Below are 19,985 nucleotides of genomic sequence, written 5' to 3' on the forward strand. Positions count from 1 at the left end.
TTGAGGGGTTAAGGCTCCCAGTAGACGACTGGGTTGATAGGCCAGATGTGGAAGCCCTGTGAGGGGTGGAGCTGACTGGTACTAATAGGCCGAGGGCTTGTCCATTGTTGCTCGCGTTCACTGTGTGGTTCTGAAACAACCAGCCCACCTGTCCCCTTGGGGCGGGTGTGTGTTTCATGGTGTTTCGGTGGTCATAGCGTGAGGGAAACGCCCGGTTACATTCCGAACCCGGAAGCTAAGCCTTTCAGCGCCGATGGTACTGCAGAGGGGACTCTGTGGGAGAGTAGGACACCGCCGAACAATTCTTGTCAGAGGCCCGGCCTCGGATCTTCAGGGATCCGGGACCGGGCCTCTTTTGCGTCTGGGGTAGAGTCTGCCCGGAACGTCCGGACATACATACAGGAGGGGCCCGGTGGAGGTCCAGGAGACAAGGGTGCAAACGGATCGGATCTTCACGATCCCGAACATCCTGAGTATGGGCCGGCTGGTGGGCGTACCGGTGTTCCTGTGGCTGATTCTGTGGCCCGAGTTCGACGGACCCAAGGCCGACGGCTGGGCCCTGCTCGTACTCGCCCTGAGCGGCGTCAGCGACTATCTGGACGGCAAGCTGGCGCGCCGCTGGAATCAGATCAGCAGCCTCGGCCGGGTTCTCGATCCCGCCGCGGACCGGCTCTTTGTACTGTCCACCCTGGTGGGCCTCACCTGGCGCGACATCCTCCCACTCTGGGTAACTGTTCTGTTGCTGGCCCGCGAAGCCATGATGGCCGTGATGCTGCTGATTCTGCGGAGGCACGGGTACGGACCTCCCCAGGTGAACTTCATCGGGAAAGCGGCTACCTTCAACCTTATGTACGCCTTTCCGCTGCTCCTGCTGAGCGACGGTAGTGGATGGCTCGCGACGCTGGCGTCTGTTTTCGGCTGGGCGTTCGCAGGTTGGGGTACAACCCTGTACTGGTGGGCAGGGATCCTCTATGTGGTGCAGGTCCGCCGACTTGTCCGGGCGGACACCACGGCTGACTGAGTCACGAGGAGGACGTTCCGACATGAAGGCGGTTGTCATGGCCGGCGGTGAAGGCACTCGCCTTCGCCCAATGACCTCGAGCATGCCCAAACCTCTGCTGCCGGTGGTGAACCGCCCCATCATGCAGCACGTTTTGACATTGCTGAAGCGGCATGGCCTCACCGAGACGGTGGTGACGGTCCAGTTCCTGGCCTCCCTGGTGAAGAATTACTTCGGGGACGGCGAGGAATTCGGAATGGAGCTCACCTACGCCAACGAGGAAAAGCCGCTGGGGACGGCCGGCAGCGTCAAGAACGCCGAGGAGGCCCTGAAGGACGACTCCTTCCTGGTGATCTCCGGCGACGCCCTGACGGACTTCGACCTCACCGAGCTGATCGAATTCCACAAGGAGAAGGGAGCCATGGTCACGGTCTGCCTGACCCGGGTCCCCAACCCGCTGGAATTCGGCATCACCATCGTGGACGACGAGGGACGCGTCGAACGCTTCCTGGAGAAGCCCACCTGGGGCCAGGTGTTCTCCGACACGGTGAACACCGGCATTTATGTGATGGAGCCCGAGGTCTTCGACTACGTCCAGGCCGACGTGTCCGTCGACTGGTCCGGCGATGTCTTCCCGCAGCTGATGAAGGAGGGCAAGCCCGTCTACGGCTTCATCGCCGAGGGCTACTGGGAGGACGTCGGCACCCACGAGAGCTATGTGAAGGCCCAGGCCGACGTCCTGGAGGGCAAGGTCGACGTCGACATCGACGGCTTCGAGATCTCCCCGGGCGTATGGGTCGCCGAGGGCGCGGACGTACACCCCGACGCCGTCCTGCGCGGACCGCTGTTCATCGGTGACTACGCGAAGGTCGAAGCGGGCGCCGAGATCCGCGAGCACAGCGTCATCGGCTCCAACGTGGTCGTGAAGACCGGCGCGTTCCTCCACAAGGCCGTCATCCACGACAACGTCTACATCGGGCAGCAGACCAATCTCCGCGGCTGCGTCATCGGCAAGAACACCGATGTGATGCGCGCGGCACGGATCGACGACGGCGCGGTCATCGGCGACGAGTGCCTCATCGGCGAGGAATCCAACATCGCCGGCAACGTACGCGTCTATCCGTTCAAGACCATCGAGGCCGGCGCCTTCGTCAACACCTCGGTCATCTGGGAATCACGCGGCCAGGCACACCTGTTCGGCGCGCGCGGCGTGTCCGGCATCCTCAATGTGGAGATCACACCCGAGCTGGCCGTACGGCTGGCGGGCGCGTACGCGACGACGCTGAAGAAGGGCGCGACCGTCACCACGGCCCGCGACCACTCGCGCGGCGCGCGGGCGCTCAAGCGCGCGGTGATCTCGGCGCTCCAGACGAGCGCCATCGACGTCCGCGACCTGGAGAACGTGCCGATGCCCGTGGCGCGGCAGCAGACCGCGCGCGGCAGCGAGGGCGGCATCATGATCCGCACCTCGCCCGGCCGGCCGGACTCGCTCGACATCATGTTCTTCGACGAGCGGGGTGCGGACCTGTCGGCCGGCGCCCAGCGCAAGCTCGACCGGGTCTTCGCCCGCCAGGAGTACCGCAGGGCGTTCCCGGGCGAGATCGGCGACCTGCACTTCCCGGCGACCGTCTTCGACTCCTACACCGGTGCGCTGCTGCGCGCGGTGGACACCTCGGGGATCGCCGACGCCGGCCTGAAGGTCGTGGTCGACGCCGCCAACGGCAGCGCGGGACTGGTCCTGCCCAGCCTGCTCGGCAGGCTCGGCGTCGACGCCCTGACCGTCAACCCCGGCCTGGACGAGGCACGGCCGACCGAGACCACCGAGAGCCGCAGGGCCGGGCTCGTACGGCTCGGCGAGATCGTCGCGTCCGCGCGCGCCGCCTTCGGCGTCCGCTTCGACTCGGTCGGCGAACGGCTGTCCCTGGTGGACGAGCAGGGCCGGATCATCGAGGACGACCGCGCCCTGCTGGTGATGCTCGACCTGGTCGCCGCCGAGCGCCGCAGCGGCCGGGTGGCGCTGCCCGTCACGACGACGCGGATCGGCGAGCAGGTCGCCGCCTACCACGGCACCCAGGTGGAGTGGACGACGACGTCGCCCGACGACCTCACCCGGGTCGGCCGCGCCGAGGGCACCATCTTCGGCGGCGACGGGCGCGGCGGCTTCATCGTCCCGGAGTTCAGCAGCGTCTTCGACGGATCGGCCGCCTTCGTCCGGCTGATCGGACTCGTGGCGCGTACACAGCTGACCCTCAGCCAGATCGACGCCCGGATCCCGCGGGCGCACGTCATCAAGCGCGACGTGCCGACGCCGTGGGCGGTGAAGGGCTCCGTCATGCGGCGCGTGGTCGAGGAGGCCGGCGACCGCTCGGTGGACACCACCGACGGCGTACGCGTCGTGGAGGCCGACGGGCGCTGGGTGATGGTGCTGCCCGACCCCGCGGAAGCCGTCACGCACCTGTGGGCGGAAGGCCCCGACGACACCTCGGCGCAGGCGCTGCTGGACGAGTGGTCGGAGGTCGTGGAGAGCGCCGGAAGCTGATTGCGCGCCCGAACGGCGCGCCGTGAGGGGGCCGTTCGAGTGTGGCGGCCCCGACGTGCGACGATGTGCGGCATGCCGCAGCAGCAACCCGATCGGAGCAGCCCCCTCACAGGGGCTGCCCGGCGGCGTCCCGACGCCTCGATGTCGCTGCTCACCAACGTCATGGAGCACAGCCTCGACGACGGATACGCCGAGGCCGCCGCGCGCCGCGGGGAGGTCGGCACCTCCCGGCTGCCCAAGCGGCTCGGCGGGAAGCTGGGCCTGGCGGCCGGCCTCGTACTGGCCGCGATCGTCGTCACGGTGGGCGCCGCCCAGACCCGGGTCGCCGCGCCCACCGAGGCCAAGGAACGGCAGAAACTGATCGATCAGGTGAAGTCCGGGACCGACAGCGCCGACAAGCTCCAGGACAACGTCGACAGCCTGCGCGACACGGTCGCCGCGGAACAGCGGGCCGCCCTGGAGGACCACGGCGGCGACAGCACGGCTCTCGTGGAGCTGCTGGCCGGTGCCACACCGGTCGAGGGCCCGGGGGTGCGGCTGGTCGTGGACGACGCCAAGGAAGCCTCCGAAGGGGGCACCGGCGGCCCGCGGGAGAGCAGCGGCTTCTCCGACACCGGGCGGGTCCGCGACCGCGACATGCAGCGCGTGGTGAACGGCCTGTGGTCCTCCGGCGCCGAGGCGATCACGGTGAACGGCCAGCGGCTCACCGCGCTGTCCGCGATCCGGGCCGCCGGTGACGCCATACTGGTCGACAACAAGCCACTGGCGCCGCCGTACACGGTGCTGGCGATCGGGGACGGGGAGCGGTTGAGCACGGCGTTCCAGGACAGCGCGGACGGCCAGTATCTGCACGTACTGCAGCAGGACTACGGCATCCGCACCAGCATCTCCGTCCAGAAGAGTCTGCGGCTGGCCGCGGCGCCCAGTCTGATCGTGCGGTACGCCAAACCGGTCACCGACCGGCAGACGACGGACTCGGCCGCCACAGGGCAGGCCACAACAGGGAAGGGTGCGAAGTGATCGCCGTACTGGGCCTCGTCGTGGGAGTCGTGGTCGGGCTCGTGGTCCGACCCGTGGTGCCGACCGGGGTCGAGCCCTATCTGCCGATCGCCGTCGTCGCCGCGCTCGACGCGGTCTTCGGCGGCCTGCGGGCCATGCTCGACGGGATCTTCGACGACAAGGTCTTCGTGGTGTCCTTCCTGTCCAACGTCGTGGTGGCCGCGCTGATCGTCTTCCTCGGCGACAAGCTCGGCGTGGGCGCGCAGCTGTCCACCGGCGTGGTGGTCGTGCTCGGCATCCGGATCTTCTCCAACGCCGCGGCCATCCGCCGCCATGTCTTCCGGGCGTGACGACGGCATGAGCGACGAGCGGGAAGAGCCGGAGAACACGGCACCGGGCAGCACGGACGGCGCCACACCGGGCAGCACGGACGGTACGACGCCGCACGAGCACCGGGCGCACGAGCATGCCGCCCCGCCCGTCACCGGCCGGCAGCGCCTGGTGGCCGGGTTGTGGCCGCCGCGGCTCTCGCGCGCCCAGCTGACCGTCGCCGTCCTGCTGTTCGTGCTCGGCCTCGGTCTGGCGATCCAGGTCAGCTCCACCAGCGACAGCGGCGGGGCGCTGCGCGGCGCGCGCAAGGAGGACCTGGTGCGCATCCTCACCGAGCTGGACAACCGCACCCAGCGGCTCGAGGACGAGAAGCGCGGCCTGGAGAGCCAGCGCTCCGAACTGGAGACCAGCTCGAACCAGGCTGCCGAGGCGCTCAAGCAGACCCAGGCCAAGGCCCAGCAGCTCGGCGTCCTGGCGGGCACGGTGGCCGCCCAGGGCCCGGGCATCACGCTGACGATCACCGACCCCAAGGGCGGTGTGGAGGCCGACTCGCTGCTGGACACCCTCCAGGAACTGCGGGCGGCCGGAGCGGAGGCGATCCAGATCAACGACGTACGGGTCGTCGCCGACACGTACTTCACCGAGGGTGCGGACGGGGTGCTGATCGACGGCCACAAGGTCGCGCAGCCGTACGAGTTCAAGGTGATCGGAAACCCGCAGGATCTGGAGCCGGCGCTGAACATCCCTGGCGGGGTGGTGCAGACGCTGGAGAAGGAGCAGGCCACGGCCGATGTGGTCAGGTCGCAGAAGATCGTTGTGTCCGCCTTGCGGCCGTCGAAGCAGCCTGACTACGCTCGGTCGTCATCCCAGTGAGACGGGGTCCGGGGCATCAGTGGGGTGTTGTGTGAGGGAAACTGTGTGTAGCGAGGGTTCGTCCTGCCCCACGGGCGGGTCTGTTTCTTTCAAGGGGAATCGCCCGTGAAGTTGTTTGGGAAGTTTTTCGGCAAGAGCGCGCGGCAGTCGGGTGGTGACCCGGCGACGGCGCGGCACCGCGCTCCGCGGAACCTCGGGGAGGACGCCCAGCCCGGCGACCGCCCGCTGTTCCGCAACGAGGAGCAGTACGGCGGCGGCGATTATTCGTCCGGCCCCGGCGTGGCGCCTGTTGACCCTGCGTCGTCCGGCCGCATAGGTTTCGGGGAACCATCAACCTCAACCCCGGGTGGAGGGTTCGGCTTGCCGGTCTGTACGAGGTGCGGGCACACGAACGCGGAGGCGAGCCGCTTCTGCTCCAACTGCGGTGCGCCGCTGCGTGCCGCCGGCGGCGGGCAGGAACGGGCGTCGGAGACCACCTCCACCATCTCCATCTCGGGCCTGGAGGCGTACGAGGCGGAGGCCACCGGTCAGCATGTGATGCCGTCGCTGTCGTCCGAGGCGCAGTCGGCGGTGGACGCCCTGCCGATCGGCTCGGCGCTGCTGATCGTCCGCAGGGGACCGAATTCGGGCAGTCGCTTCCTGCTGGACGGTGAGATCACCACGGCCGGCCGGCACCCGCAGAGCGACATCTTCCTGGACGACGTCACCGTCTCCCGGCGCCATGTGGAGTTCCGGCGCGGCCCCGACGGCGGTTTCACCGTCTCCGACGTCGGCAGCCTCAACGGGACGTACGTCAACCGGGAGCGGATCGACTCCGTGCCGCTCGCCAATGGCGACGAGGTCCAGATCGGCAAGTACCGGTTGGTGTTCTACGCGAGCCAGCGGGGGATCTGACTCCCCGGGACCGCCGGGGAAGGACCCCTTTTACCCCCGGACCGGGTCCGGGGAGATCGAAGAAGGTGTCCATGCCGAGAACGCAGGGCGGTGCCGGGGACGGCACCGCCACCGGCGACAGTGCGCTGCTGAGCATTGGCGCCGTCCTGGGGCAGCTCCAGGACGAATTTCCCGAGGTCACCATCTCCAAGATCCGTTTCCTGGAGGCCGAGGGTCTGGTCGAGCCGCAGCGCACCCCGTCGGGATACCGCAAATTCGCGGCCCGCGACGTCGAGCGGCTCGCCTACGTCCTGCGGGTGCAGCGCGACCACTACCTGCCGTTGCGGGTGATCAGGGAACACCTGGACGCCCTCGACCGGGGCGAGCACGTACCGCTGCCCGGGCCCGCGGAGCCGCGCGACGGGCACGACCTGCTCACGGACGGCGGCATCGAGCCCGAGACGCCCGCCGAGCTGCGGATCGGCCGCGCCGAGCTGCTGGCCGCGACCGGGGCCGACGGCGAGGAGCTGGACCAGTGGGAGTCCTACGGGCTGGTCGAGGCGGGCCGGGACGGCGGCTATGACGCCGAAACGGTGAACATCGGGCGGCTCATCGTCGATCTCGGCCGATTCGGGCTCGAACCGCGCCATTTGCGGGCCGTGAAGGCCGCCGCGGACCGTGAGGCGGGCCTGGTGGAGCAGGTCGTGGCGCCGCTGCGCCTGCACCGCAATCCGCAGACCAGGACACATGCCGAGGTCACCGCCCGGGAGCTGGCCGCGCTCTCCGTACGGCTGCATGCCGCGATGGTGCAGTCGGCGCTGCGGGTCAAGCTGCTCTGACCGGTGTTTCCGGCCTTTTCCGGCCGCCGCGAAGCGGTGTTCGAAGCTGTGGAAGTCCGGCCCAAGGGGTGCCCGACTACCCAAACCCGGCGGGCACGTCCTAGGGTTGCTGTGTGAACGAGCTCGACGTTGTGGGTGTCCGGGTCGAAATGCCCTCCAATCAACCGATCGTGCTCCTGCGTGAAGTGGGAGGCGACCGGTACCTGCCCATCTGGATCGGGCCGGGGGAGGCGACGGCCATCGCCTTCGCGCAGCAGGGCATGACGCCTGCGCGACCGCTCACCCATGACCTCTTCAAGGACGTACTCGAAGCGGTCGGACAGACCCTCACCGAGGTCCGCATCACCGACCTGCGGGACGGCGTCTTCTACGCCGAGCTGGTGTTCGCCAGCGGCGTGGAGGTCAGCGCCCGTCCGTCCGACGCCATAGCGCTCGCGCTGCGCACCGGAACGCCGATCTACGGCAGTGACGGGGTGCTCGACGACGCCGGGATCGCCATCCCGGACGAGCAGGAGGACGAGGTGGAGAAGTTCCGCGAGTTCCTCGACCAGATCTCGCCCGAGGACTTCGGCACGAGCAACCAGTGAGCCGTTCCCGAATCGGGGACACGCGAAACCACTCGTGGGGTGAATTTCACTCGGCGTGCCGAGTGTGGCGATCGTTGACGCACCCCTGGCGACTGCCTACCTTCGGAGTGGAAAGTCCCGATGGCACGTGCGCGTGGCCCCGGGACGCGAAGGGACGGAGGGCGGCGTGAGAAGCACCGGCGACGGTCTGGTGACCGGCGGCCCGTACCCGACCCAGGGGGCACTGGCCCGCGCGACGGGTGACACGGCCGGCGGCGGGGCGGCACAGGACGTACCGCCCGAGCAGATCGGCTACCGCGGGCCCACCGCATGCGCCGCGACCGGCATCACCTACCGGCAGCTCGACTACTGGGCGCGTACCGGCCTGGTCGAACCCAGCGTCCGCCCGGCCTACGGCTCCGGCACCCAGCGGCTCTACAGCTTCCGTGACGTCGTCGTCCTGAAGATAGTGAAGCGGCTGCTGGACACCGGCGTCTCGCTGCAGAACATCCGGACGGCGGTACGGCACCTGCGCTCGGTCGGGCCGACCGAACTGGCCCGGATGACGCTGATGAGCGACGGCGCCACGGTCTACGAGTGCACCTCGCCCGACGAGGTGGTCGACCTGCTCCAGGGCGGCCAGGGCGTCTTCGGGATCGCCGTGGGTGTCGTCTGGCGGGACGTGGAGAGTTCGCTGTCCCAGATGCACGGCGAACGCGTCGACACCGGCGAGACCCTGGTCGGCGACAATCCGGCCGACGAGCTGGCACGGCGGCGCAACCGGGCGGGCTGAGGGCCTGCCGGGGGACTCCGCCGCCGACGTGCCGTACACGTGTACGGCATTTGTCGGTGGTGTGCGGCACGATCGGTAGTTGTGAGAAGTACGCCGACGATCCTGCACCTGGACATGGACGCGTTCTTCGCCGCGGTCGAACAGGCGTCGAAGCCGAGCCTGCGGGGCAAGCCGGTGGTGGTCGGCGGCCTCGGCCCCCGCGGCGTCGTGTCGACCGCGTCCTACGAGGCACGCGTGCACGGCGTCCACTCCGCGATGGCCATGGCGCACGCGCGGCGGCTCAGCCCCAACGCCGCCTATCTCGTGCCGCGCTTCGGCATCTACCGGCAGATCAGCGAGACGGTGATGGCGCTGCTGCACGAGGTGTCACCGCTGATAGAACCGCTCAGCCTGGACGAGGCGTTCCTCGACCTGGAGGCGGGCGAATTGGCGGACGATCCGCGCGGGGCCGCCCGCCGACTGCGCGCCGAGATCCGCGCCGCGACCGGCCTGACCGCCTCGGTGGGCCTGGCCGGGTCGAAACTGCTGGCGAAGATCGCCTCGGAACAGGCCAAGCCGGACGGCCTGGTCGTCGTCGAGCCCGGTACGGAACGCGCGCTGCTCGAACCGATGCCGGTCCGCACCCTGCCCGGGGTCGGACCCGCCACCGCTGAGCACCTGCGGCGCGCGGGCATCACCACGGTCGGCGAGATCGTGCAGGCCGGCGAGCCGGAGCTGGTCCGGCTGCTGGGCAAGGCGCACGGCTCGGGACTGCACGCGATGGCCGCGGGCCAGGACAGCCGGCCGGTGGTCGCCGACCGCGACGTGAAGTCCATCTCGGTGGAGGACACCTTCGACGCCGACCTCACCGACCGCGCCCATGTGCGCTACGAGATCGACCGGCTCGCCGAGCGCTGTGTGCAGCGGCTGCGCGGCGCCGGCCGCTCCGGCCGCACCGTGGTCGTCAAGGTGCGGCGGTACGACTTCTCGACGCTCACCCGCTCCGAGACACTGCGCGCCCCGACCGACGACCCCGGCGTCGTACGGGAGACCGCCAGGCGGCTGGTGGAGGCCGTCGACACCACCGGCGGTGTGCGGCTGCTCGGGGTGGGCGTGGCGGGCCTCGCCGACTTCACGCAGGAGGATCTGTTCGCGCACGCGGCGGAGGAGCGGGCGGAGGGCGAACAGGCCCCCGAGGAACTGCCCGCCACACCGCCGCCGGCGCCCGCGCGGGCCCGGCTCTGGTGGCCGGGCCAGGACGTGGAGCACGAGACGTACGGCTCGGGCTGGGTGCAGGGCAGCGGGGTGGGGCGGGTCACCGTGCGGTTCGAGGTGCCCTCGGACACCGTGCCGGGGCGGGTGCGGACCTTCCCGGTGGACGATCCGGCGCTGGCGCACCGCGATCCGCTGCCGTTGACGGCGGGCGGCGGCCAGGAGAGTGAAGCGGAAGAGGTGACGGGCGGGGCGGCGGCTCAGTCCTCGCCGGCCAGCCGCCCGAAGTCCCGGTCGGCCGGGACCGCACCTGGCGCCGGCTCGGAGGCGGACGTCGGCACGTCCATCCCGTAGTGGTGGTAGAGCTGCAACTCCTGCTCGGGGGACAGGTGCCGCCCGACGCCGAAGTCCGGCGCGTCCCTGATCAGCGCCTTCTTGTACGGCACCCGCAGTTCGTCGTCGACGACCTCACTGGGCTCCAGCGGCACGAACGCGTCGCGGGTGAACAACCCGGTTCTGACGGCCGCCCACTCGGGTATGCCGGTGGCGTCGTCGAGATACACCTCGTCCACCGTGCCGATCTTCGTACCGTCATGGTCGAAGACACGGCGGCCGATCAGGCTGCGCGGATCGATGTCGGTCTGCACGGTCCCTCCAACCAACGACGACGGCCGGGCGGCACCGCCGCCCGGACTGCTGGACACCAGCCAAAGGCACATTTTCCCCCGTGTCGACTCGGGGAGTCGGCACGGTAGGCTGGTGAACGGCTGTCGACCCCGTGCGGGAGAGCTTCCGAGAAGGTGTCGGAGGCGCCGAAGGAGCAAATCCTCCCCGGAATCTCTCAGGCATCCGTACCGCACGGACGAGGTCACTCTGGAAAGCAGGACACGCACCGGGAGCCGGATTCCGGAGCGGGCCCTCACCGACGGTGCAAGCCGCCCCCCGCCGGGGCGGTGAAGCTCTCAGGTTCTGATGACAGAGGGGGAGGCCGTACGGGTGTCCGCGCCGCGGCACCCCCGAAGGTCGTCGCAGACCAGGAGGCCTCCGCAGATGACGTCCCCTCGCATTCCCCTCGCCGAGCTGGAAGCGGGCATGCCGTTCGCCAGGCGCCACATCGGCCCCGACGCCGCGGCGCAGGCGAAGATGCTCGCCCAGGTCGGCTACGGCTCGCTGGACGACCTCACCGACGCGGCCGTGCCCGACACCATCCGCAGCGCGCAGGCCCTGGCGCTGCCCGCGGCCCGCACCGAGGCGGAGGCGCTGGCCGAGCTGCGCGCGCTGGCCGACCGCAATCAGGTGCTGACCCCGATGATCGGCCTCGGCTACTACGGCACCTTCACCCCGCCGGTCATCCTGCGCAATGTCATGGAGAACCCGTCCTGGTACACGGCCTACACGCCGTACCAGCCGGAGATCTCGCAGGGGCGCCTCGAAGCGCTGCTGAATTTCCAGACCGTCGTCGCCGACCTCACCGGACTGCCCACCTCCGGCGCCTCGCTGCTGGACGAGAGCACCGCGGCGGCCGAGGCGATGGCACTGTCCCGCCGGGTCGGCAAGGTCAAGCAGGGCGTCTTCCTGGTCGACGCCGACACCTTCCCGCAGACCGTCGCGGTGATCGAGACCCGCGCCGAGCCGACCGGTGTCGAGGTCGTCGTCGCCGACCTGTCCGACGGCATCCCCGCGGAGATCGCCGAGCGCGGCGTGTTCGGTGTGCTGCTGCAGTATCCGGGCGCCTCCGGCGCGGTCCGCGACCTGCGCCCGGTCGTCGAGCGCGCGCACGAACTGGGCGCGGTCGTCACTGTCGCGGCCGACCTGCTCGCGCTGACCCTGCTCACCTCGCCCGGCGAGCTGGGCGCGGACATCGCGGTGGGCACCACACAGCGGTTCGGCGTCCCGATGGGCTTCGGCGGCCCGCACGCCGGCTACATGGCCGTCCGCGAGTCCTACGCCCGCAATCTGCCCGGCCGGCTCGTCGGCGTGTCCGTCGACGCGGACGGCGACAAGGCGTACCGCCTGGCGCTGCAGACCCGCGAGCAGCACATCCGCCGCGAGAAGGCGACCAGCAACATCTGCACCGCGCAGGTGCTGCTCGCCGTGATGGCCGGGATGTACGCGGTCTACCACGGCCCCGACGGGCTCGCGGGGATCGCCCGCCGCACCCACCGCTACGCCGCGGTGCTCGCCGCCGGCCTGCGGTCCGGCGGCGTCGAGATCGTGCACGACGGCTACTTCGACACCCTCACCGCCCGGGTGCCCGGACGCGCCGCCGACGTGGTCGCCGCCGCCCGCGCGACCGGCGTCAATCTGCGGCAGACCGACGCGGACCTGGTCGGTATCGCCTGCGACGAGACGACGAACCGGGCCGCGGTCGCCGCCGTGCTCGACGCGTTCGGCATCCCCGGCGAGAGCGCCGACCTCGACGCGCTGGACGCGGACACCGAGGACGCGCTGCCGGCCGGACTGCTGCGCACCGACGCGTATCTGACCCACCCGGTCTTCCACGAGCACCGCAGCGAGACGGCCATGCTGCGCTATCTGCGGCGGCTCGCCGACCGCGACTACGCGCTCGACCGCGGCATGATCCCGCTCGGCTCGTGCACCATGAAGCTCAACGCCACCACCGAGATGGAGCCGGTCACCTGGCCCGAATTCGGCGCCCTGCACCCCTTCGCGCCGGTCGACCAGGCCGAGGGCTACCTCGCGCTGATCCACGGCCTGGAGGACCAGCTCGCCGAGGTCACCGGCTACGACAAGGTCAGCCTCCAGCCCAACGCGGGCTCGCAGGGCGAACTGGCCGGGCTGCTGGCGGTCCGCGCCTACCACCGGGCCAACGGCGACACCGGCCGTACGGTCTGCCTGATCCCGTCCTCCGCGCACGGCACCAACGCCGCGAGCGCCGTGATGGCGGGCATGAAGGTCGTCGTGGTGAAGACCGGTGAGAACGGCGACGTGGACGTCGCCGACCTGCACGCCAAGATCGAGCAGCACCGCGAGCAGCTCGCCGTCCTGATGGTCACCTACCCGTCCACGCACGGCGTGTTCGAGGACAACATCACCGACATCTGCGCGGCCGTGCACGACGCCGGCGGCCAGGTGTACGTGGACGGCGCCAATCTCAACGCGCTGGTCGGCCTCGCCCGGCCCGGCCGCTTCGGCGCCGACGTCTCGCACCTGAACCTGCACAAGACCTTCTGCATCCCGCACGGCGGCGGCGGTCCCGGCGTCGGCCCGGTCGCGGTCCGCGCGCACCTGGCCCCGTACCTGCCCAACCACCCGCTCCAGCCCACCGCGGGCCCGGCCACCGGCGTCGGACCGGTCTCCGGCGCACCCTGGGGCTCGGCGGGCATCCTGCCGATCTCCTGGACGTACGTCCGGCTGATGGGCGCCGAGGGGCTCAAGGCCGCCACCCAGATGGCGGTGCTGGGCGCCAACTACGTGGCCAAGCGGCTGGAACCGCACTTCCCGGTGCTCTACACCGGCCCCGGCGGGCTCGTCGCGCACGAGTGCATCATCGACCTGCGGCCGGTCAGCAAGGAGACCGGCGTCAGCGTCGACGACATCGCCAAGCGGCTGATCGACTACGGCTTCCACGCGCCGACGATGTCCTTCCCGGTGGCCGGCACACTGATGATCGAGCCGACCGAGAGCGAGGACCTCGCGGAGCTGGACCGCTTCTGCGACGCGATGATCGCGATCCGCGGTGAGATCGACCGGGTCGGCGCGGGCGACTGGCCGGCCGACGACAATCCGCTGCGGGGCGCCCCGCACACCGCGGCGGCGCTGGGCGGCGACTGGTCGCACCCGTACAGCCGCGAGGAGGCGGTCTTCCCCGCCGGGGTGAGCGCGGCCGACAAGTACTGGCCGCCGGTGCGGCGGATCGACGGTGCTTTCGGCGACCGGAATCTGGTCTGCTCCTGCCCGCCGCCGGACGCGTACGAGAGCTGAGGCGGCCGGCCGCTCCGTGAGGCCGCACCGATTCCGCACATGACGAAGCCGGTTCCGCTGTCAGCAGTGGAACCGGCTTTATGTGTGCGGTGACGTGCCGTGCGGTGATCTCCCGTGCGGTGGCGTGCGCCGCTGTGCGGTCTCGTGTGCGGGCGACCCCGTACCGGTCAGGCCGCGGTGGTGATCTGTTCGGTGCCCAGCGGGCGGTGCGGGGCGATGATCTGCCCGTCGGGCAGCAGTTCGCCGGTGTCCTCGAAGAGAAGCACGCCGTTGCACAGCAGGCTCCAGCCCTGCTCCGGGTGGTGGGCCAGGGTGTGCGCGGCCTCACGGTCGGGGCACTCCGCGGTGGGGCATTGGGGCTGGTGCTGGCACATGGATGGTGTCTTTCGCTGCGAGAGGTGAGTGGTGCGGATGACTGCGCTGCTTGACTGGTGCATATCCGTTCCCCCGTCGGTACGGCCGTTCCCAGTGTTGCTCTCCGGACGACGATCCGCAGGGATTTCCCGCAGGCAATCCCTTTGCTGTCAAGACGCGTCACTCCGCCGGACGGTTGCGGGCCGCGGAGGGCTCCCGGCGCGCTCGCGGACAGCGCGATGCCCCCGTGCGCCGGACGGCGCACGGGGGCATGCGGGAGAGGCGGACGGACCCGTCAGGCGGGCGACCCCAGCAGCGGCGGCGGCGCCGTACGGACCGACAGCAGCGGCATCAGCTCCGACAGCCGGTGCAGCCGGTGCGAGGCGATCCCTGGGGGCGCCGGCGCCAGCGGCACCAGGACGTCGGCCGGGGTGGGCTGGGCCGTCGCGGCGTCGGCCCGCGGATCGCAGTGCAGCCACAGCGCCAGCATGTACAGGCCGGGCACCGACAACAGATGCGGCTGGTACGTGGCCGGCAGCGTTTCCCCCTGGCGCAGCGCCCGCTCGGTGGAGGCTAGGAACGGCCCCTCGGAGAAGCGCGAGAACACCCAGCCGTCGGCCGTCGCCACCGTCTCGCCCGCCGCGACGGTCTGCTGTGGCCAGCCGCCCGCGAGGATATGGAACCGCCAGCCGGTCAATCGGGCCCGCGGCAGACCACCGGGGACCTCGGCGGGCTCGAACACATGGACCGGCAACGGGTGTTCGGCCGTCAGCGGCCCTTCGGCGTTGCGCAGCGCCGGCGTCCGGGCCTCCTGGACCGCGGTGGGTGAACTGAGCGCGGCCAGGATGCTCCGCAGGGCGGGAGCGGGTGCTGGGGGAACAAGCAGCGGCATGATGTCGCCTCTCACTGGGAGACACAGTGGTGCGGGGTGACGGGGGTACCGGAGCGTGCGGGGTGCCGACGGCTCCGGCGGCGGTGCTACGGGGGTGGGGCTGCGGGGGTGCGGACGGCGCGTGAGGGAGTGAAGAGAAGCAGTTCAGGCGCGTCCGGCGAGAGCGGATGCTTTGCCTTGTTCGCGGAGTTTATACGACGGGTGTTCGCTCCGTGTTTCGTCTAGTCGCAGCCAGTATTACGCGCAAGACGAGAATTCGCCTTCTTCTGCGACGGCCCCCGAAGCATTCATGCAGGGTGCGCGGTGTGCGGCGGAAAATTCTGCCCGCCACGGACGGCTGGATCCCGCCGTCCGTATTCACGAGGTCTTAACGCGGTGCCCGCGGTTCCGTATGCCGCCGGTATGTGCCAGCGGAACCGACCCTGTTAGGCGCTGCCCACAGCCTAGCGGGAGACATCCGTCCGTCGTGGCGTTATCGATCATTTGGGTGGGCATCCTCCGGTGAGTACCCGCTCGAGGAGGGACGCTTCGATGGGGGAGAAGGTCGTCGCCAACGGCTTCGGTCTGGCGGACCGCAGGCTGTACCGGCACAAGCTCCAGCAGTGCCTCGTGGGGCTGGAGCGGCTGTTGGACGAGAAGCGATTCGACCGGCCGCGCAATCTCATGGGCCTGGAGATCGAATTGAATCTCGCGGATTCCGACGGTCTGCCGCGCATGATGAACGAAGAGGTGCTCGAGCGCATCGCGAGCCGGGATTTCCAGACCGAGCTGGCCCAGTTCAATATTGAAGTAAATATTGCGCCGCACCGGATTTCCGGCCGGGTCCTCGACCGGCTCGCCGAGGAACTGCGGATCGGCCTCGGCTATGCCGACCGGATGGCCGGCGAGGTCGGCGCGCACATCGTGATGGTGGGAATTCTGCCCACCCTGGAAGCGCAGGACCTGGTCTCCGCCAACCTCTCCCGCGCCGACCGCTACACCCTCCTCAACGACCGGATTCTCGCGATGCGCGGCGAGGACATCACCCTCGACATCGACGGCCCCGAGCACCTGCTCTACACCTCGTCCTCCATCGCGCCCGAGGCCGCCTGCACCTCCACCCAGATGCACCTCCAGGTCACCCCGGGCCGCTTCGCCGACGTGTGGAACGCCGCTCAGGTGCTGTCCGGGCCGCAGGTCGCGGTCGGTGCCAACTCGCCGTTCCTGTTCGGCCGTGAGCTGTGGCGCGAGACGCGCGCCCCCCTCTTCCTCCAGGCCACCGATGTGCGCCCCCAGGAACTCATCGCCCAGGGCATGCGGCCCATCACCTGGTTCGGCGAACGCTGGATCGACTCGGCCGCCGACCTCTTCGCGGAGAACGTACGGTACTTCCCCTCGCTGCTGCCGATCTGCGACGAGGAGGACCCGCTGGCGGTGCTGGAGGACGGGGGAGTGCCGCGGCTGCGCGAACTGACCCTGCACAACGGCACGATCTACCGCTGGAACCGCCCCGTGTACGACGTGGTCGACGGAGTGCCGCACCTGCGCGTGGAGAACCGGGCGATGCCCGCGGGGCCGACCGTCGCCGATGTCGTCGCCAACGCCGCCTTCTACTACGGGCTGGTCCGCGCGCTCGCCGAGGCGTCCCGCCCGGTCTGGCAGAAGCTGCCCTTCGCCGCCGCCGCGGCCAACTTCGAGGCGTCCTGCCGCGACGGCATCAACGCGGTGCTCCAGTGGCCGCGCGGCCGCGGCGGCGCCCTGACGGAGACACCCGCGGCGGAACTGGTCCTCGACGAGCTGCTGCCGCTGGCCGCGGCCGGCCTCGACGCCTGGGGCATCGAGGCCGTCGACCGCGACCACTTCCTCGGCATCATCGAACAGCGCTGCCTGCGCCGTACCAACGGCGCCGAATGGCAGTCGGCGGTCTTCCACCGGATGCTCGACCGCGGCCTCGACCGGCGTCCCGCGCTGGCCGCGATGACCCAGCGCTACCGCGAACTCATGCTGGCCGGCGAGCCGGTGCACGCCTGGGAGGTGGGCTGAGGCTCAGGGCGCCTTCGCCGCCGCGTTGGTGGCCGCGGCCACGACGGCCTTGAGCAGCACCGACTGGATCTCCGAGGGATCGTTGACCTGGTAGGCGGCGCCGCCGGTGGACCGCGCGATACGGTCGCAGGCCGCCTTGTCGGCGTTCGGCCCGACGGCGATGGCGATCAGCGGCACCGGGTGCGCGGGATCGTCCAGCGACTTCAGCTTCGACTCGAGCGCGCCGAGCGAGATGCTGCCCGGGTCCTCGTTGGCGCCGTCGGTCAGGATCACCACCGCGTTGAACTTGCCGTCGCGGTACGACCCGACGGCGTTCCGGTAGACCGCGAGGGCCGTGTCGTACAGCCCGGTGGAGCCGTCCGGCACCGGCTGGAGGTCGCGGAAAGCGGTGTCCAGACGTTGGCGGCGTGTCGTGCCGGTGGCGACGGTGTCACCGAGCCGGCCGGTCGGCACCACCTCTTGGTAGTCGTGGTCGCCGTCGAGCCGGGTGGAAAAACGCCACAGCCCGATCTCGTCCTGCGGGGTGAACTGCGACAGCGCCTGCCGCAGCGACTCCTTGGTGATGTCCAGCCGCGACTTGCCGCCCGCGCCCGTCACCACCGTGCCCATCGACCCGGACACGTCGACCACCGTGGTGATCCGGGCGCTCTGCACCGTGATCTGCCACAGCAGCCGCAGCTTCTGCAGTTCGGGTCCTGACGGGGAGGGGGCGGGCGAGGCGGCGACCGGCTGCGGGGTACGGCCGCCGGCCCGCTGGACCGGACCGGTGTCCGGTACGGCGCCCGGCGTACGGAAGCCCGCGTCCGCGAGCGTCTGCGTGCCCTCGTCGCCGCCCAGCAAGGTCAGGAAACGGGCCGCGGCCCGGCCCTGGTCGGTGCTCAGATGCAGGTCGTCGACCATGGTGTACGGATAGTCCAGCGTCGCCGCGCCGTCGGACGGATAGAACAGCCGCACCGGGGGCGCCGACCCGCCGTTGTGCGTGTAGGCCGCCTGCTCGGAGAGGATCACCGCCTGGCTGTGCGCCGGGTCCTTCAGCTCGGCCGACGTGGTGCCGCGGGGCAGCGTGGCCACCACCTCGGCGTCGCTCGGCCGGGTGCGCTGCGCGAGCGCCTTCGCCGCCGCCCCCGATTGGGTGTCGGTGTCCTGGTGGGTGCGCGCCCCGGCCCGCGCGATCGACTCGTTGATCATCGCGAGCGCCAGCATGCCGCTGGCGTTGCGCGCCGGGTCCGCCGTACCGAACCGCAGATCCGGCCGGCTGGCGGCGACCCCCGCCAGCTCCGCCCAGGTGTACGTCTTCTTCGGCCAGCCCAGCGTCCTCGCCTGTGCCTCCAGCGCGCCGACCACGACAGGGGACGTGGCGACCGACCGCAGCTTCGTCAGCGACCGCGCGCTGCCGGTCGCCGTCGCCTGGTCGACCCAGAGGCTGTCGTCCGGCACCCACACCGCGAAATCCGGCTTCTGGGAATTGTCGATCAGTTCGGCGGCCACATCGGCCGAGGGCCGGGCGGTGACGCGGACGTCCAGGCACCGGCCGTCGGTCGTGTCGTGCTCCTGGCGCGCCCGGTCCGCCACCGCCGTGAGCGCGGGCGCGATGTCGGGCGACGCGACCGCGGCGATCCGGACCGTACCGTCCCGGCACGCGCCGCCGAGCGGCAGCAGCCCGCCGCGCAGCGCCGCGAAGGCGCCGCCTCCCGCCGCGATCACCAGAGCCGTGGCGGCTGCGGTGGCACGGCGCCGGGACCGCGCGGGACGCGGACCCACCGCCGATTCCCGGCCATGCGCAATGCGGTGACGGCCCATCGCTCCAGTGCCTCTCCTGGGGTGGCTACGAACAGTCGAGCCCGTCCTTCGTAATCTTTGCCGGAGACCATAGCCACGCGCGGACGGCGCTGAAGCGGGATGACGTAAATGGAGGTCCGCGTGCACACAGAGTCATACGAGGTGGAGGCGGGGTTCGAGCGGCGCACACTGCGCAGCGAGACCCTGATCGTGCTGGCGCTGTCGCTGGGGGCCAGCGGGGTCTCCGCACTCATCGACTTCATCGGCTCGGTCACCCGGCCCGGTGCGCTCAAGGACCAGGCGGCCACCCTCGTCGGCTCCCAGGCGCCGGGCCGGCCGTGGCTGGATCTGGCCTGGCAGGTCTTCTCGATCGCCACCGCGCTCGCTCCGGTGGCCCTGGTCGCCCATCTGCTCGCGCGCGAGCGGGTCGGGATGCCCGCGATCGGCTTCGACCTCACCAGGCCCCGTCTCGACCTCGCCAGGGGCGCCGCGGTCGCCGCCGTCATCGGCGGCACCGGCCTCGCCTTCTACCTCGGCGTCCGCGCCGCCGGCTTCAACCTGACCGTCGTCCCCGAGTCCCTCCCCGACGTCTGGTGGAAGATCCCGGTCCTGATCGCCTCCGCGATCCAGAACGCCGTGCTCGAGGAAGTCATCGTCGTCGGCTACTTCCTGCGGCGCCTGGGTCAGTTGGGCTGGAGCCCCAACGCCGCGCTGGCCGCCAGCGCCCTGCTGCGCGGCTCCTACCACCTCTACCAGGGCGTCGGCGGCTTCGTCGGCAACATGGTGATGGGCGTCGTCTTCGTCCTGCTCTACCGCCGCTGGGGCCGCGTCGGCCCACTGGTCGCCGCCCACTCCCTCATCGACACGGTCGCCTTCGTCGGATACGCCCTGCTGGCCGGAAAGGTGGGCTGGCTGCCGACGGGATGAGGCCCCTGGGCCCACGGCTCACGAACCTCTCGCGACGCGGGCGGCCACGGCACCGCGTGCAGT

Annotated in this window: 17 protein-coding genes, 2 rRNA genes and 2 riboswitches; of the genes, 15 read left to right on the top strand and 4 right to left on the bottom strand. The window is 70.6% G+C overall.

The features are described 5' to 3' along the window. The 12 genes from BM076_RS29225 to BM076_RS29280 form a co-directional block, all read left to right on the top strand. Window positions 1-105 (top strand): 23S ribosomal RNA (locus tag BM076_RS29225); the annotation flags it as partial. Window positions 106-183: 78 nt separating this feature from the next. Beyond that, window positions 184-300 (top strand): 5S ribosomal RNA (gene rrf, locus BM076_RS29230). Window positions 301-412: 112 nt separating this feature from the next. Beyond that, a complete protein-coding gene (locus BM076_RS29235) occupies window positions 413-1,021 on the top strand; it encodes a CDP-alcohol phosphatidyltransferase family protein (protein WP_093716744.1) in 609 nt (202 codons plus the stop codon). 22 nt (window positions 1,022-1,043) lie between these two features. Continuing rightward, window positions 1,044-3,539: a mannose-1-phosphate guanyltransferase gene (locus BM076_RS29240; RefSeq protein WP_093716745.1), complete on the top strand. Its 2,496-nt coding sequence runs from the start codon at window positions 1,044-1,046 to the stop codon at window positions 3,537-3,539. A 63-nt stretch (window positions 3,540-3,602) separates the two neighbouring features. Further along, a complete protein-coding gene (locus BM076_RS29245) occupies window positions 3,603-4,559 on the top strand; it encodes a DUF881 domain-containing protein (RefSeq protein ID WP_177246669.1) in 957 nt (318 codons plus the stop codon). Next, complete coding sequence (locus BM076_RS29250; RefSeq protein ID WP_033175851.1) at window positions 4,556-4,888, top strand: small basic family protein; 333 nt, start codon at window positions 4,556-4,558, stop codon at window positions 4,886-4,888. The genes BM076_RS29245 and BM076_RS29250 overlap by 4 nt, the downstream gene beginning before the upstream one ends. Beyond that, a complete protein-coding gene (locus BM076_RS29255; protein WP_093716747.1) occupies window positions 4,872-5,741 on the top strand; it encodes a DUF881 domain-containing protein in 870 nt (289 codons plus the stop codon). The genes BM076_RS29250 and BM076_RS29255 overlap by 17 nt, the downstream gene beginning before the upstream one ends. 63 nt (window positions 5,742-5,804) lie before the next feature. After that, the gene (locus BM076_RS38350; protein WP_093716748.1) at window positions 5,805-6,635 is read left to right on the top strand and encodes an FHA domain-containing protein; all 831 of its coding nucleotides are present in this window, start codon (window positions 5,805-5,807) and stop codon (window positions 6,633-6,635) included. Window positions 6,636-6,706: 71 nt separating this feature from the next. Then, the gene (gene ftsR, locus BM076_RS29265; RefSeq protein WP_093716749.1) at window positions 6,707-7,453 is read left to right on the top strand and encodes a transcriptional regulator FtsR; all 747 of its coding nucleotides are present in this window, start codon (window positions 6,707-6,709) and stop codon (window positions 7,451-7,453) included. A 113-nt stretch (window positions 7,454-7,566) separates the two neighbouring features. Then, a complete protein-coding gene (locus BM076_RS29270) occupies window positions 7,567-8,040 on the top strand; it encodes a bifunctional nuclease family protein (protein WP_093716750.1) in 474 nt (157 codons plus the stop codon). A gap of 223 nt (window positions 8,041-8,263) precedes the next feature. Further along, window positions 8,264-8,812, top strand: a complete 549-nt coding sequence (locus BM076_RS29275) for a MerR family transcriptional regulator (RefSeq protein ID WP_407640729.1) — start codon at window positions 8,264-8,266, stop codon at window positions 8,810-8,812. 81 nt (window positions 8,813-8,893) lie between these two features. Continuing rightward, window positions 8,894-10,357 carry a DNA polymerase IV gene (locus BM076_RS29280; RefSeq protein ID WP_093716752.1) on the top strand — a complete coding sequence of 488 codons (1,464 nt, stop codon included), beginning with the start codon at window positions 8,894-8,896 and terminating at the stop codon, window positions 10,355-10,357. Here BM076_RS29280 and BM076_RS29285 read toward each other — a convergent pair. Further along, window positions 10,264-10,650 (bottom strand): PRC-barrel domain-containing protein, encoded by a 387-nt coding sequence (locus BM076_RS29285; protein ID WP_093716753.1) that lies wholly within the window; start codon window positions 10,648-10,650, stop codon window positions 10,264-10,266. The two genes, BM076_RS29280 and BM076_RS29285, sit on opposite strands and share 94 nt — an antisense overlap. Before the next feature lie 124 nt (window positions 10,651-10,774). Further along, a riboswitch (glycine riboswitch) is annotated at window positions 10,775-10,870 on the top strand. After that, window positions 10,871-10,992: riboswitch (glycine riboswitch) on the top strand. A gap of 61 nt (window positions 10,993-11,053) precedes the next feature. Between BM076_RS29285 and gcvP the strand changes: the two genes are divergently transcribed. Then, window positions 11,054-13,948, top strand: coding sequence for an aminomethyl-transferring glycine dehydrogenase (gene gcvP / locus BM076_RS29290; protein ID WP_093716754.1), 2,895 nt, complete (start codon window positions 11,054-11,056; stop codon window positions 13,946-13,948). 167 nt (window positions 13,949-14,115) lie between these two features. Here the strand turns inward: gcvP and BM076_RS29295 are convergent, their stop codons facing one another. Together BM076_RS29295 and BM076_RS29300 are read right to left on the bottom strand one after the other, a co-directional pair. Further along, complete coding sequence (locus BM076_RS29295; protein WP_093716755.1) at window positions 14,116-14,322, bottom strand: DUF5999 family protein; 207 nt, start codon at window positions 14,320-14,322, stop codon at window positions 14,116-14,118. A 275-nt stretch (window positions 14,323-14,597) separates the two neighbouring features. After that, a complete protein-coding gene (locus tag BM076_RS29300) occupies window positions 14,598-15,194 on the bottom strand; it encodes a hypothetical protein (RefSeq protein WP_093716756.1) in 597 nt (198 codons plus the stop codon). A 531-nt stretch (window positions 15,195-15,725) separates the two neighbouring features. Here BM076_RS29300 and BM076_RS29305 point away from each other — a divergent pair. Further along, window positions 15,726-17,216 carry a glutamate--cysteine ligase gene (locus tag BM076_RS29305; RefSeq protein ID WP_093716757.1) on the top strand — a complete coding sequence of 497 codons (1,491 nt, stop codon included), beginning with the start codon at window positions 15,726-15,728 and terminating at the stop codon, window positions 17,214-17,216. A gap of 3 nt (window positions 17,217-17,219) precedes the next feature. Here BM076_RS29305 and BM076_RS29310 read toward each other — a convergent pair whose 3' ends face one another. After that, window positions 17,220-19,016 carry a substrate-binding and VWA domain-containing protein gene (locus BM076_RS29310; RefSeq protein ID WP_093716758.1) on the bottom strand — a complete coding sequence of 599 codons (1,797 nt, stop codon included), beginning with the start codon at window positions 19,014-19,016 and terminating at the stop codon, window positions 17,220-17,222. 120 nt (window positions 19,017-19,136) lie between these two features. Here BM076_RS29310 and BM076_RS29315 point away from each other — a divergent pair, with 120 nt between their 5' ends. Further along, window positions 19,137-19,922, top strand: a complete 786-nt coding sequence (locus BM076_RS29315) for a CPBP family intramembrane glutamic endopeptidase (RefSeq protein WP_245796495.1) — start codon at window positions 19,137-19,139, stop codon at window positions 19,920-19,922. Window positions 19,923-19,985 lie beyond the last annotated feature (63 nt).

Source organism: Actinacidiphila alni, assembly GCF_900112845.1.
GTDB lineage: Bacteria > Actinomycetota > Actinomycetes > Streptomycetales > Streptomycetaceae > Actinacidiphila > Actinacidiphila alni.